Annotated in this window: 11 protein-coding genes; 1 reads left to right on the forward strand and 10 read right to left on the reverse strand. The window is 63.3% G+C overall.

The window, feature by feature from the left end; all coding sequences use genetic code 11:
* Nucleotides 1-119 precede the first annotated feature (119 nt).
* From BLR05_RS11305 to BLR05_RS11315, 3 genes are read right to left on the reverse strand one after another with little or no spacing between them, the layout of a single operon-like run.
* Nucleotides 120-1,043 (reverse strand): XamI family restriction endonuclease, encoded by a 924-nt coding sequence (locus BLR05_RS11305; protein ID WP_092834573.1) that lies wholly within the window; start codon nucleotides 1,041-1,043, stop codon nucleotides 120-122.
* Nucleotides 1,040-2,626 (reverse strand): Eco57I restriction-modification methylase domain-containing protein, encoded by a 1,587-nt coding sequence (locus tag BLR05_RS11310; RefSeq protein ID WP_092834574.1) that lies wholly within the window; start codon nucleotides 2,624-2,626, stop codon nucleotides 1,040-1,042. Before BLR05_RS11310 ends, BLR05_RS11305 begins: the two co-directional genes overlap by 4 nt.
* The gene (locus BLR05_RS11315) at nucleotides 2,623-2,811 is read right to left on the reverse strand and encodes a plasmid-related protein (protein ID WP_092834575.1); all 189 of its coding nucleotides are present in this window, start codon (nucleotides 2,809-2,811) and stop codon (nucleotides 2,623-2,625) included. Before BLR05_RS11315 ends, BLR05_RS11310 begins: the two co-directional genes overlap by 4 nt.
* Nucleotides 2,812-3,032: 221 nt before the next feature.
* Here BLR05_RS11315 and BLR05_RS11320 point away from each other — a divergent pair, with 221 nt between their 5' ends.
* Nucleotides 3,033-4,544, forward strand: a complete 1,512-nt coding sequence (locus BLR05_RS11320) for an MASE1 domain-containing protein (RefSeq protein WP_092834576.1) — start codon at nucleotides 3,033-3,035, stop codon at nucleotides 4,542-4,544.
* Here the strand turns inward: BLR05_RS11320 and BLR05_RS11325 are convergent.
* The 7 genes from BLR05_RS11325 to BLR05_RS11355 form a co-directional block, all read right to left on the reverse strand.
* On the reverse strand, nucleotides 4,528-4,953 hold the full coding sequence (locus tag BLR05_RS11325; RefSeq protein ID WP_208606005.1) for a hypothetical protein: 426 nt from the start codon (nucleotides 4,951-4,953) through the stop codon (nucleotides 4,528-4,530). The two genes, BLR05_RS11320 and BLR05_RS11325, sit on opposite strands and share 17 nt — an antisense overlap.
* A gap of 166 nt (nucleotides 4,954-5,119) precedes the next feature.
* Nucleotides 5,120-5,476: a hypothetical protein gene (locus BLR05_RS26770; RefSeq protein WP_208606006.1), complete on the reverse strand. Its 357-nt coding sequence runs from the start codon at nucleotides 5,474-5,476 to the stop codon at nucleotides 5,120-5,122.
* 102 nt (nucleotides 5,477-5,578) lie between these two features.
* Nucleotides 5,579-6,217: a hypothetical protein gene (locus tag BLR05_RS11335; protein WP_244160087.1), complete on the reverse strand. Its 639-nt coding sequence runs from the start codon at nucleotides 6,215-6,217 to the stop codon at nucleotides 5,579-5,581.
* 41 nt (nucleotides 6,218-6,258) lie between these two features.
* Nucleotides 6,259-10,266, reverse strand: coding sequence for an AHH domain-containing protein (locus BLR05_RS11340; protein WP_092834578.1), 4,008 nt, complete (start codon nucleotides 10,264-10,266; stop codon nucleotides 6,259-6,261).
* A gap of 36 nt (nucleotides 10,267-10,302) precedes the next feature.
* Complete coding sequence (locus BLR05_RS11345) at nucleotides 10,303-10,938, reverse strand: DUF1629 domain-containing protein (protein WP_092834579.1); 636 nt, start codon at nucleotides 10,936-10,938, stop codon at nucleotides 10,303-10,305.
* A gap of 352 nt (nucleotides 10,939-11,290) precedes the next feature.
* Complete coding sequence (locus tag BLR05_RS11350; RefSeq protein WP_092834613.1) at nucleotides 11,291-11,506, reverse strand: DUF2274 domain-containing protein; 216 nt, start codon at nucleotides 11,504-11,506, stop codon at nucleotides 11,291-11,293.
* 80 nt (nucleotides 11,507-11,586) lie between these two features.
* Nucleotides 11,587-12,909 carry a TraB/TrbI/VirB10 family type IV secretion system protein gene (locus BLR05_RS11355; RefSeq protein ID WP_092834614.1) on the reverse strand — a complete coding sequence of 441 codons (1,323 nt, stop codon included), beginning with the start codon at nucleotides 12,907-12,909 and terminating at the stop codon, nucleotides 11,587-11,589.

The raw sequence follows: 12,909 nt of genomic DNA on the forward strand, positions 1-12,909 counted from the left end.
CGACGTGGCTCATTAAACACCGCGTTGACATGCAACCGCCGCAAGAATATCTAAAGCGTGGCGATCCAATTGCGTCCACGCTGCGTTAGCGACCGTTGCCGCGTCCGCATGGGTATAGATCATTTTGCCTTGGTGGATTCTATAAAAGCACCAAGCTTTCCGAGATCATGAGACCAGAAGATAGACAATCCCTGGTCCTGAGCTTGCTCAAGATTCAGCACCTTGAAGACACCGGCCAATGCAGCCACAGGAACAACTTGAACGGCGCCAAACTGCTTAATCCAGTATTCCGCCTTTACCGCAGCATCATTATTAAGGCGCTTAACGCTATTTGTTGCACTATTCGAAACTTTGCACTCGATCGGCATCAATCGCGTGTCGTGCAGGCGCACAACAATATCCGCCTTACGTGCACCCAACTTGCATTCAGCACAGAATTGCATTGCCTGCGGCCCCTTGACTATAGTGCTGATGGTTTCTGTCGGAACCTCTGCAAACCCAAGGCTGCGCAAATAGTCTTTTATTGTAGTCTCTTGGTTATTCTTTCCATCGTTACGCCGCTCAGTGGCAATGCGCTGCGCAGCCAGAAGCACCGAAGAGGCAAGCAGAGCCCTGTCGCGCTGTTCATCGGTAGGGTTGACGCCATCTTTCACCCACGGGAATCGATGCGGATCAATCACTTGCTCAATAACCTTGAAAACCTTAGATAGCGACTCAGGTTTTTTTCTCAAGATACCTGGTGCGATCGAGTCGACATCGGCGATTACTCGTAGGTCATCGTCAGAAATTGGCGGGCCAGCCAAGTATCGCAGCGCCTCGCCAAGCCCGAGTCCATAGGCTTCTGCCAGCTTGTCATTGGTGATGGCATGAGGATTGAGATCACTCAACGTTTTGAACAGCAGCTCGAATTTGCCATTTGCTTGCTTGTAATGGCCTTCCCAAGAATCAGAGATAGCCAATCGTTCGGCTCGGAACTGAGCGGCCGAAGTGGCGGCATCAGCGGCCAACTCAGCTTTGGTCCATCGAATGGGCGAGCTTGTCATGCAGGCAATGCCTCTAGCCTGGGGATATGCAGACGTTCGATCTCTTTAGGCTCGAACTTTGTCAAACCACCAGAGTAAGTTCTACCACTCCCTGTGTTGATGTTGCTATTAAGCCACGCCACCAACCGCGCCATCACTCCCTGGGATAGCGGCTCACGTGGATAGAGCCCGTGAGCTATGTTGATATGCCGCGCGTCACATGCATTGAATGTGAACTGAGGCGGCCGGCGAGCCATATATGTACACAGGATTGGGGCCGGCGCCTTTAGGCCTACGGACCACCAAGCCTTACGGTGTTGCGCGATATAGCTCCTATCCGCACCATTAGTTTTTGCCCAAGACAAGAAAGCACTAATGCGCTTCTTCTCTTCTTTCGTGAACTCATCTAGCTCAGCCGGCAGATCGATTACACGACGCAAGACCTCGCAGGATTGCAGTTGCGCGCCAGCAATTATTAAGTCTTTGGCTTTAGTGACTGCAGGAAGCTTGACGCGATCAGGCAGGCCCTTCGCGTGCTCCCCAGCAATCCAGATGTCATTTGCACCTGTGACTTGCCCTCGATGGACCCGGAACAGCTCACCAAGCTCCATCTCTCCATCTGCAGGTGCAACAGATGGACGGACGATTATTGACCAGCGGGATGCGGCTTCCAGCCGTTCCCGAGGAATGTCAGTCCCCCTAGTCAATCCGTTTAGGCAGTTCAACTCTTCCACCGCACGTACACGAACAGGCTCGACCGTCTCGCCGACTCGAAAGCAAGTAATTGCAGCCGTTGTCGCTGTACCAGGGAAGGCCTCGACGGTTGGTTCAAGCACGTGCAAAGCCACCCCACCCAATTCATCTAGGAGGAGCTGGCGTAGCGCCGATCCGTAATTCACATCCATCCACTCTGCGGAAGTGATGAACGCTCCAATGTCGCCCGCCTTAGAAAGTAAGCGAGTTTTCAGGAAAAAGTGCAAATGAAGGCCAGCGAGCGCACTAGCTTTGATGCCGAGATAAGCGAAATGCGTGGCGTACCACGCTTTCCAAGCTTCGTCGATATCGTGATGCCGCACGTAAGGCGGATTGCCAATGAATGCCGTCACCCCCGCACAACGCGGCAGCGTGACTTGCCGATAGTCTTTGACCAAAACCGTCGCCCGACCGACCCAGCCATGGGCACTCAAGTTCGCCCGCAGCATCAGCGCAGCAAGAGGGTCCATCTCCACTGCGACGAGTTGCGCATCAGGAAATGCGAGCCCCGCTGCCAAAATGAAGCGACCCGAGCCCGCGCCAGGATCGACGATACGTGCGGGTACGCCCTGGCTAGACAGCCAAGTCATCATTGAGCGGACAATCGGCGCGGGCGTATAAACAGCCCCCGCTGCACGGCGCTGGGTAGCCGAGCGGATAGATGAGAAAGCCTCTCCGAGAGGATCAGCACCCTGCGCTATCGCCTTACGGATGTTCTCGACGTCCTTGGACTTGAGGCCCAATACAGGGGCTGTCTTTGCCAGCTTACGCTCCGCTGCAGACAAGCAGCCTTGCCCACCAATGAGGGCAAGGCAGAGGGCCACCAGTTCTTGCTCCGTCTGCAATTTCATCTCTTTTTTTCCTTGGAGGCAGCGAACAGGTCAGCCTGGCCCAGCAGCTCCTTCTCCGTAAACGTCCGCATGAAGTCGCGCAGTACATCGGAAGCGTGTCGATCCTGGGCGCGACAAGCCAGCACGAAAGCCTCGCGCAGCTTTTTTTCCACTCGGATCCGCATACCAGCGTCTTTAAGCGACATGGCGCAAGGATAGCATTGGATACACAATGTGTATCCATCGAGTTGCGGCGGAAGTCACTAAAAAAGCGTCTCAAATTAGCCTGCGCGAGAGCTTGCAAGGCAGACAACTTGCGGTAGCAGCTGGGCATCCGCGCCCAGGCATAGCAGTGACTCCCCAGCTGTCTACCCCCACGCTAGAACCGGCTTGTACAGTAGCCCTGACACGCCACGGATGGTTGGGGATGGCCGCGGGGAAAAACATCGCCAAAGGCGCTCTGATGAGTACGGCCTACTGCGCCTCCTTCCTGCTGGCGTGGCACTGCTCCATGGACCAGTGGTACCTGCCAGCGGGGCTGCGCGCGGCGACCCTGCTGTTCATGCCGTACCGCCTTTGGCCCTACCTGCTCGCCGGCGATGCGGCTGCGCTGCTGACGATCCGTGTTCCCATGGTGGAGCGCGGCGCCAGTCCGCTATGGGCCTATGCGAGCCCGTTCCTCTTGATGCCCTACGTCGCATTGGCGGTGCATGCCGCGCGCCGCCACTTGCCGCGGCTGCTGGACCAGGAGTACCTGCTGCTTCCTCTGTCCCTGGCATTGGCGCTGTGGAGCACGCTCTGCAATGTGGCCATGAACGTCACCCTGAAGGGCTACACGGCGCTCACTCCCATGGAGGCGTTGGCGCGCTACTGGCTCGGCGACTACCTGGGCATGCTGATGTTCATCCTGCCGTCGCTGCTATGGCTGCGCCGAAAGGAGCCTGGGATCACTCGGCCACGATTGCCGAGGGATGTGCTCCTCAGTTGCGGGGCGGTGGTGGCCTTGTTCTTGGTCGCAGGCACAACGCATGACCATCTCTCGCACCAGATGCTCATGGCGATGATGGTCGTTCCAGCGATCGTGCTGACGCTACTGCATGGCTGGCGCGGCGCCGCCGTCGGCGTCGTGCTCGCCAATGTCGCCATCGGCATCATGCTTCCCGATGCCATGACGCTGGCGGCCTACCATGCCGAGGCCTTCCGTGTGCAGGTCGCACTCGCGGGGGCCGCCACGGGCCTGTTCGTTTTCGGGTCTCGCCTGTCGATGGCATTCGAGCGTGCGGGCCGCTTCCGGCACGAGCGGCAGGAGGCTTTGCAGTTCGCGCAAGCCAGCTATTTGCAGGCGGAGCGCACCCTGCGACGCCGCGTTGTGGAATACAGCGACCTCACCGTCCACATGAACAAGCTTCGAAAGGACATCGTGGCCCACCTGCGCGCCCGAGGGCAGCATGCGGCCGCCATGGAGATGACGCGCAGCGGCGTGATCCAGGCGCAACTGCTGGATGAGTACGTCACGGCGCTGTATCCGCTGGGCATCGAGACGCATGGCCTGTTCGAGACATTCCGCTCCGTGGCCATGAGCAACCTGTGCGACACGGAATTCCGGTGCCGTCTGCGCGGAGATCCCATGCGGCTCTCGCTCGGGCTGCAGCTGGTAGCCTACCGTTGTGTGCTCAACGTGGTCGAGACCTTGCCGGCGGCCAAGCGACACCTTCTCAAGGCCCGGGTATGGCGAGCCGGGAACCGCCAAGGCATCGTGGTCTGCGTTGTCGCCGACGCATCCCCGTTGGATCGACAGCGCCCCATGGCCCGGGACGCCGATTGGGAGCTGGCGGCGCGGCTCAAAGTGCATGGCGGCACCTGCCGGCGCCGCCATGCCTACAGCCTCAGCTTTCTGGTGTCCGAATCGGTGGGCGAAGGGCTCAGTCTACGGCGCTGATCTGCCAGGCGTTGCCTCCGCTGCCGGGCACCACGCGCACGACGAAGCCCGAGGTCTGGTACACCACAGTGCCCACGGTGCTCGCCCCCTTCGCCGGCAAGGTCACGCGGGCCACGTCCGCCCCCATCGGCAGCACCCACAGCGTGTCGTTGACCCTGCCCACTGCGGCGCGCACCGTGCCCGCCACATCGTTGATCTGCAGGTACGTTACGCCATCGCGCTGGAACTCATAGATGCGCCAGGCAGGGTCCAGCGCCAGGTTCCGGGCCTTCGGCAGGGCCTCACCCAGGCCGGCGGCCGCTGCAGGTGCTCCATGCCCACCATCAGGGCAGCATGCCTGCGCCGCATGGGCGCCAGCCAGCAGAACACCCGCCAGCGCGATACGGGCCAGCATGCTCGTCTTCTTCATCTCCATGACTCGTCCTTGTCCCCATCAGGGGAGCTTTCGCCTGCATTTCAGGCAGGCTCAAGGTACGTGGTCCGGAGCAGGCGACGGTTGACAACTCCAGGCGCGGCTCGAAGCCGGGATTGGGGCAACACGGGCTGCCGGCAGTGCTCAGTCTGAGGTGATGGTGTCAGGGCTGCTTGGCTGGATCGACGAACACGACGGGTGTTCCGGAAGCCGACCCGATGGGTAACTGTTGCTGCGCGCCGGGCGTCACAACCAGGACGGTCAACACTTCATCCTGCAAAGAGTTGATCTGCACATACTTCACGCCGTCCTGCGTGAAGGTATAGACCTTGAAGCGCGGCGAGAGACTGACGTTCTTGGCGCCCGCAGGGATGCTTTCGCCAAGCCCCTGGACAACGTGTCCAACGGGAGATGGCGACTCAGCTGCAGCAACAGATGCGCTCGCGATCGCTGCAGGCAGTAGGGCGACCTGCAGAAGGGAACGAAATGCTGTCCATGCCCATCTCCTCAAGGTTCGCATTTGCGACGCCGCCAAGCTACTCCCTGAACGACTTCGCCGGCAAGCACCAGCATTACCACCTCGTCTACAAAACTGGACAAGAAGGACCAGCTTGATGCCAGTTCAGCGGGCGCCAGACTGGCGCAGTGTGATGACCCGGTACTGGCCACGGTCTCCATAACGCGGCCCCTTCTTCTCGAAATCAGCGCAGAGCCGGTCTTCGCCGCAAGGCACCAGATCGGCCCGAGCAACGCGATCCATGTAGGCGATCTCTGCCCGGCGCTGTTCTGCCTCGGCCAGGGTCGCCCTCGCGCTGTGCATCGCGTATCCCAGACCACATAGCCCCATGATGGTCGCGACCAGAACGGCAATGGCCCCCATCCACATACGACGCATTGCCTTGGATTCCAGGGATTGCTGCGCTTGCGCGTAGCGCTGGGTGGCTTGCTGCAGCGTCTGGTTCGCGGCGGTCAGCGTGCGATCGAAGCGATCGGCCGCCGGCTCCAGCGCCACCGCAAGTGCTTGTTGCGTCAATTGCGTCAGCCGCGGTAGTGCGTTCTCTACCACGCGATTGACGCTCCGATCCGCATTGTCCACTGCGCCGTTGAGCGCCTGCAGTTGCCGGGAAATCTGGTCCTGCAGGCTTTGTTCCCGCCTCTGCATGGTTGCAATCAGCGCGGCCATGGCCTGGATCGTTTCCTGCAGCGCTTCGCTGGGGGTGTCGCTTGCCGGTCGCGCGTGCGTACTTGGCATATCCATCATGTCCCTCTTGAGAATTTCCCTCACCGCAGGATCGGCAGCGACTACCCGCCGCCTCCACCGCCGCCGCCACTGCCTCCACCTCCGCCGCCCCCTCCATCGCCACCCCCGCCACCTGCTGCTCCCGGCGCGCCGCCGCCGCCTTGCGCCATGGGGCCGCTCGCGAACTGAGGTAGGGTCATCACCATCACCGGGCCACGGCTGGTCTGCACCTCCGTTGGCGTATCCAATCCCAGCGACTGCATGGCGGTAGCCTGTTGTTTCGCTTCTTCCATCGCCTTGGCCTCCAGATGTTCGTGCCCCTGTCGCAACAGGGCATGGGTGAGGGGGCTGTTGGAGATCCGATCCAAAGCCTGCTCGATCGCGGCGTCGTTCTTGGAATAGATGGCATGCAGCAGGTCATCGACGTCGCTGTCGCCTGAGACTTCCTTGCGCTGGGGCAGCGGTGCGTCGCCCGGCTCGCCGGGCCTTCGCGCAGCCGCAGGAGCGGCATCGTGCTGCGCCATGGCCGCCTGCCGCTCGAACGCGGCCTGCTCGGATGACGCACGCGCACCCTGCGGATGGCGGACATCGAGGTCTGCCAGGGGATGATCGTCCCCACGCCCCCGTCGCTCGTGCCGCTCCTGTTCCAGGCGTTCTTCGTGTGCGAGGTCTTTTTCCAGCTGTATCCGGAGTGCGCGCATCGTTTGCAGCGTCTCCTCCCAAGTTTCGGCTCTCTCCGGCGCGGGAGCGGTGTGGGCATCCTGCCCATCCGCTGGCGCATCGCGGTGCTGCTCGCGGGGCGTTGCGTCCTCTTCGATTCCGCGGTCGCCTTGGTCAGTGCCGCGCGTTCCGGAAGAGGACGCAAGCGCCAGCCCATGTTCCGCCACTGGCAGAGGCGCAGAGGGCGTCGCTGCGCGCTGGCCCTCCATGCGCTCCGCGGTGGGCGGCTCGTCCACCGTCGCGTCTGCGACTTGGGCGTGGCGCGCTTGTACTGGCGCGTCGAGGGACGCTTCGCGCCGTCGCAGTGGCGCATCCTCGTGCATGAAAGACGCTGGCGTGCTCGGCAGATGTTGAGCGGGCGGCGCTTGCGCATTGGTGGGTTGCGAGATCGATGCGTGCGCGTTTGCCGGCGCTGGTTCCGCCGGATGATGCGCATCTTGTGCCTGGCCTTCCTGTGCCTGGTGTTCGTGCATCGTCTGCTGAAATGCCTCGGCCCCTTGAGGATGCCGAGACGGCGCCAGTGGCTCGGCGGCCTCCTGGACGTAGCGGTCCTGGCCGCCAGGTAACGCCTGGGTGCGCTGCGGGACTTCCTGGGCTTGGCGCTGTTCCCGCTCCGGCTTCACGACGCTCTCGGCCAGGGCCGTTTCTCGCCCGTGCGGCAGCGGCGGCGCTTCTCGCGCCTGCCGCTGCTCACGCGCTGGCACAGCGTCCTCGGCCTGGCGCCGTTCCTGCTCGCGCGGCAGGGCATTCTGGGTGGGACGCTGTTCCTGTTCACGCTGCCGGTCGGTCTCGGCCTGTCGCTGCTCCCGTTCGCGCTGCTGCGCGTCTTGCGCCTCGCGCTGCTGCGTATCCTGTGCCCGGCGCTGTTCCTGTGCCCGCTGGTCTTGGACCTGGCGTTCCTGTTGCTCGCGCTGCTGCAGCTCCTGGCTCTGATGATCGAGCGTGGCATGCGCCTCCAGCGCCTGTACCGCATGCACCTGCTCCTCGTGGGATGCCTGTGCCAGCGCGTGCTCGCGCGCCTGCGCGATCTGCTGTTCCCCGGTTTGGCGCTCCTGCTGTTCGCGCGCCTCGCGTTGCTGAGCGGTGCTGGCCGCCTGTGCCTGCGCCTGCATGTCCAGCGCATGCTGCGGGCTGGAAGATGGATTGGAGGACGCGCCGTCCGAGTCGGCTGACCCGTCTGGGGCGCGCGCAGTCGGCGCCAACCGCGACGTCGGCATGTCGGGGGACGGCTGGGCTGGCTGGTGTGCCCGTACCTCCTGCAGCGCCTGACGGATCTCCTCAATGCTGGTGACGGCTACGATGCGATCCACCCCGTCGGCGCCGCGCTGGAGATGCGCAATCGGGCTGTCGGCACCGAACACCCCGCCGGGGCCGCGCTGCAGCTGCAGCGCGCCAGCGCGGGACAGGCCTTGCGCTTCGCGTGTGCGCTGGGTCGCCAGCTCGATCGCCTCGCGCCACTCGGGCCTCAACTCAGTTCCGACGATACGGTAGCGATAGAGCGTCTCCTCACGTTGCAGGTCCTGTGGCGACGGACGTGACTGGGGAGACGCAGCAATGTCCTGGGCATGCTCGACCAGCGCGGGCTGCAGCAACGCGCGGGCGGTGTTCAGCTCCAATGCGTGATTGCTATCGGCCGGGACGCCGTTGTGGGTCCACTGACCATCGGCATCACGGCGGTACTGTTTGCCATCGGAGGCGGTCAATGCATCCGGATTGGGCAATGCCGCCCGTACCGCCTCCGACATCGGCCAACCCTCTGCCGCCCAGCCACTGCGGTGGTGAGCCAGCTCGTAGCGCGCTGCTATGGCCGCAGGGCTGTTGGCGAGATTGCGCGCAACGACGGCCGCCGCCTCGGCCTCCAGTTCCGCCACGCGCGGTGCCAATGCCGTCTCCTCGGCGTAGATGCCGCGGTTGTTCTCCCCGGACACACCGATCTTGGCCAGGCGATGCCATTGGCCGTCGGTGGGGTCACGCTTCCAGGGTGCGGGGGAAAGGCTAGGACGGTCACTGTCGTTGGCCGGCAGGATGCAGGGATCATCCGGCTTCGGTGCGTCCTTCAGTGCCAGCGCCGCCGCGGCGTTGGTCGCGAGGTAGTTCAGCTCGCGCGCCTTGTCGTAGCTGGCGACGATGGACGTAGGGACGGGATCGCTGGCGCCATCGTTGGTGCCATCGACCATGCCCTGGCGCGACCAGGCGTAGCCGTTGAAGGACCAATGCGTGCCGTCGCGGTCGGTCTGCTGGTAGATCTGGCGGTTGTCGTACAGATCAGCCAGCTTCTCGCCGGCCTTGGTCATGAAGTACGCATCGGCCGCGACCAGCACCATGGGGCCGGCGCCAGACGTGCCCAAGGCATAGGCGGCGGTGGTGCCGCCAGCCCAGCCGCCCAGGTTACGGCCCGCGAAGTGCGTCAATTCCGACTGGGCGGCAAGAGGATTGCTCTGGCTATACAGTTCGCCGGCACGGCGCGCAGTGATGACGGTGTCGGCGGCACTGGCGAGCAGGCCTGCGCCGCGCAGCAGTTGGCTGGCAGAGTGTTCGCCGGCCAGAAACTCGGTGGTGGCGAAGCCGCGTTGGGACAATGGCTTGTAGGTTGACAGTGCGCTACCTGCGCGGCCCATGACCGGGAGCTCGTCACCTACGACTTGTGCGACCAGCGAGATGCTCGGTTCATTCAGCCGAAGGCGTCCGGATTGCTGGGCTTGCTCGATGGCCATGCGGAACTCTGCACGCCCGGCGGCCTCTCGCACGGCCTCGTCCTTCAGACTCGAAGCTGCCACCAAGTTCGCAGACGTGCGTTGCTTGGCCTCGACCACCGCGACGATACGCTGCTCGGAGTGCGTGATCGCGGCCCATTCAGACTCCACGGCACCCATCGCGCGAAGTGTCTTCAGCTGTTGCGGATGCTCGGCACGGTACCGATCGAGATCGGAGAACATCCTGCGGTTTTGCGCGTTGGCCTCGTCATTGGTCAACCTGTCCGGCGTCGTGGCGTACACGTCACCATTGACCAAGGCTACCTTGAGCGTGTCCTGCATCTCTGCGATTTTGGCCGACACTCTCTTGAGGGCGACAGCATCATCATCCAACGCGGCCACACCATCGGCGCTATCCATGATGCGGTTCAGTTCTTGCTGGATCCCCTTGGTGTACGAGCTGCGAGTACGTCCTCGGTGCGGGGAGGTTTCAAGCTCCTCTGCCAGCTTGCCATCCATCGGCAAATACAGGCGGTTCGCGGAAGCGTGCTCGTCGATCAGCCCATGTTCGACCAGCTTGCGGATCAACGGGTGATTACGAAAAAAGCTCTGCTCGATGACATGGTGACTTTGCAGGATGGGATCGTTGTCCGCCATGCGCCTCGACTCCGGAGGTCCGAGATTCCCTATGGATCAATAGTCCGCAGCATCTTCAAGCCAAACGCCACGGGAGTTCGGGGGCTTGCCGAAGCCACCCGCGATCAGGGCGTCGCGCAACATGCGATCGCAAACGACCAGTTGACTGTTGTACGGAGTTCGGAAGATGTGCGCTGATCCGACCACATCTTTGATGAATGCAAGACTGGCGCCGCCGGCGAGGCTGTAATACTTCCCGGCCGCGTAGCCCTCGGTGAGGATCTTGACGGTGGATGCGGCCTCATCGAGCGCATCCAGTGTCCGCACCACATCGCACAAGAAATAGTCCGGACCTTGCGATCCATCTTCCAGGGTGTACTCGCAGGGCTGGAAAGCAAATCCGCCGGCATCCACGGATTCGAATACCTGCTTCAATGGCGCAGAGACCAGCCAATAGCCGCTGAATCCACCCTCCAGGTCCCTCGGCATCAGGCCTTTACTACTGTCGTAGCGCAGCCGCGGGATTTCGCTCAGGGGCGGAAAGCCACCGTGTACCGGCCGAATCATTCCCCGGCCGGGAGGGCGAAGCGCCTTTTCGTTATCGAACTCGACACCGTGGCCCGGGCCGCCGCCGCGCAGGTCCGGCCCCAGGATGTAGAACTCGCCCTTCTGTGGCGCACGTGAAGTTGTCATATAGGCGTCAGCAGATCCATGAAAGATTGGCAAAACGGTCACGCTATGCGGCGTTAATCGGCTGCCTTTCGTCGAGGAGCATAGGATGCCAGTGGAGGTTGCCGCATGCAGTAGGGAAAGTCTGACAGACTTGCCCCATAGGTGTACCGAAGAACCTATGACCTTTACCTGGAACAACACTGGCGATAACGTGAACGCCGCACCCTTGGACTGGCGGGGCGGATGCGCCGGCCGCCCATATCACCGCTTTCTTTGTGAAGCATCAGGGAGTTCCGTCGAATCGCTTGCATGGACATAAAACAGAAGCCGCCCAACGGGCGGCTTCCTTGTTCCGCTAACGCCGCGAGCCAGGTCATCCCTTCCGCCGGAAACCTCGATCCCCCGCGATGAACGCCTCCAGCATATGTGGAATCAGTGCGGCCGCATCGACCGTCTCGCCGTAGGTCTGCCCATGCAGCGCGGCGTAGCGGTCAAGGTCGGCTTTCAGGCTGGCTGGACACGCGAAGGTGATCTTGGTGCTGTCGGTCCTGGGCAGCGGGCCCAACCGCAGCTTGCGGCGGTTCTGCAGCGCACGCGCGGCAGTGCTGCCACAACCGCGCACTTCGCTCTTCCCGCTGTCGTTGGCCGGAGTGCTGTCGTTGCCTTGGGTCATTGCAATGCTCCCTGTGGTTTGCCATTGGCGAAGAAGATCGGCTGGTACGGCCGCAGCACCAGGTCCCGGTTGACGATGATGCGTACCGGCAGCCCTGGCCGGGCCGTCAAGGTGGATTGCACGTTGAGGTTCCGGCGGGTCAGTTCCTGCCCGACCTGGTTGACGCTGTCCTGCAGCCCGTCCCTGCCGGCGATGACGATGCGGTTGCCGTCCTGGCGGTTCTCCGGCGCGGCCAGTTCGGCTCCCACTCCCAGCAGCGTGGTGAGCGCTGCGCCGGCGAGCAGACGGTCCCAGTGCCGCTCCACGCCATCCTCCAGACCCGCGTAGCCGGCCGGATCGGTGCCCACGAGGTTGTCGAGCGTGAGCGAGGACGTGTCGGGCAGGATGATCCTATGCCAGACGACCTGCAGGCGGCTCTGCCCGTAGCTGACCTGGCTGTTGTAGCGGCCGAAGATGCGTGAGCCTTGCGGGATGAGCAGGTGCCGGCCCGTGGCAGTGTCGTACACGGGCTCGGTGACGGTGCCGATGACGTCGCCCGGCAGGTCCGAGCGGATGCCGGTGACCAGGGCCGCGGGGATCACTGATCCGGCCATGACCTGGTAAGGCGACTCAGGCATCTGCAGTTTTCCGGAATTGTGGGTATCCGGCGTTCCGGATTTCAGGAAAGCCTCTTTCTGGTCCTGCCGGTTCTGCACGGTGGCTGGATCGGCATGCTGCGGCGCGGTCGAAGCCGGCCCTGCGGCGAGCGGATCGAAGGCCGCGAGCGCGGATGCCGGCGGCGCCGAAGCGCCCATGGCAGGGGGCGCCGCGGGGGCCGCGGCCGTCCCCGGACGGTTGTTGCCGGTGCGGAAGAACACCGACGATCCCGCGGCAGCTTCGGCTTCCTTGCGCAGCTCGTCGCGCTCGGCCGCCGCGGCATCCTGGCCCGGCGGCGCGTAGGTGGCCACGGCCGGCTGCTGCTGTGCCTTGAGGATGGCCGGCCCCAGGTCGCCGGGCAGCGGCGGCCCCAACTCCGGCACCTTGGGAGCAGCCGGCGGCAGTTGCGAGTAGTCCTTCGGGAGCGCGTCCAGCCCTTCCGATTTCGCGATGCGATCGACGTTGTAGAGCTCGCGCTGTTCGCTAGCAGCGCGCCGCTGCGGCTGCAGCGACCACATCAGCGCGCCGAGCACGGCGGCCGAGAGGCCGCCGATCAGGACCGCGAGCGTGCGGCGATTGAGCCGGGTCACGGCACGCGGCTGGGCGCGCAGCGCGACAGTCTCGGGTGCCACCTTGGCGGGTTGCGCCGCTGCGGCACCCACGGGCATGTCGTCTTGTGCCAT

Origin of the sequence: Paracidovorax cattleyae (genome assembly GCF_900104515.1) — a bacterium.
GTDB classification, from domain to species: Bacteria; Pseudomonadota; Gammaproteobacteria; order Burkholderiales; family Burkholderiaceae_C; genus Paracidovorax; species Paracidovorax cattleyae.

What these genes read in the sequence shown, in the direction of transcription:
- BLR05_RS11340 (WP_092834578.1), bottom strand. Translation starts at nt 10,266, where the DNA reads ATGGCGGACAACGATCCCATCCTGCAAAGTCACCATGTCATCGAGCAG.
- BLR05_RS11305 (WP_092834573.1), bottom strand. Translation starts at nt 1,043, where the DNA reads ATGACAAGCTCGCCCATTCGATGGACCAAAGCTGAGTTGGCCGCTGAT.
- BLR05_RS26770 (WP_208606006.1), bottom strand. Translation starts at nt 5,476, where the DNA reads ATGCGAACCTTGAGGAGATGGGCATGGACAGCATTTCGTTCCCTTCTG.
- BLR05_RS11345 (WP_092834579.1), bottom strand. Translation starts at nt 10,938, where the DNA reads ATGACAACTTCACGTGCGCCACAGAAGGGCGAGTTCTACATCCTGGGG.
- BLR05_RS11310 (WP_092834574.1), bottom strand. Translation starts at nt 2,626, where the DNA reads ATGAAATTGCAGACGGAGCAAGAACTGGTGGCCCTCTGCCTTGCCCTC.
- BLR05_RS11315 (WP_092834575.1), bottom strand. Translation starts at nt 2,811, where the DNA reads ATGTCGCTTAAAGACGCTGGTATGCGGATCCGAGTGGAAAAAAAGCTG.
- BLR05_RS11335 (WP_244160087.1), bottom strand. Translation starts at nt 6,217, where the DNA reads ATGATGGATATGCCAAGTACGCACGCGCGACCGGCAAGCGACACCCCC.
- BLR05_RS11355 (WP_092834614.1), bottom strand. Translation starts at nt 12,909, where the DNA reads ATGGCACAAGACGACATGCCCGTGGGTGCCGCAGCGGCGCAACCCGCC.
- BLR05_RS11320 (WP_092834576.1), top strand. Translation starts at nt 3,033, where the DNA reads ATGGCCGCGGGGAAAAACATCGCCAAAGGCGCTCTGATGAGTACGGCC.
- BLR05_RS11325 (WP_208606005.1), bottom strand. Translation starts at nt 4,953, where the DNA reads ATGAAGAAGACGAGCATGCTGGCCCGTATCGCGCTGGCGGGTGTTCTG.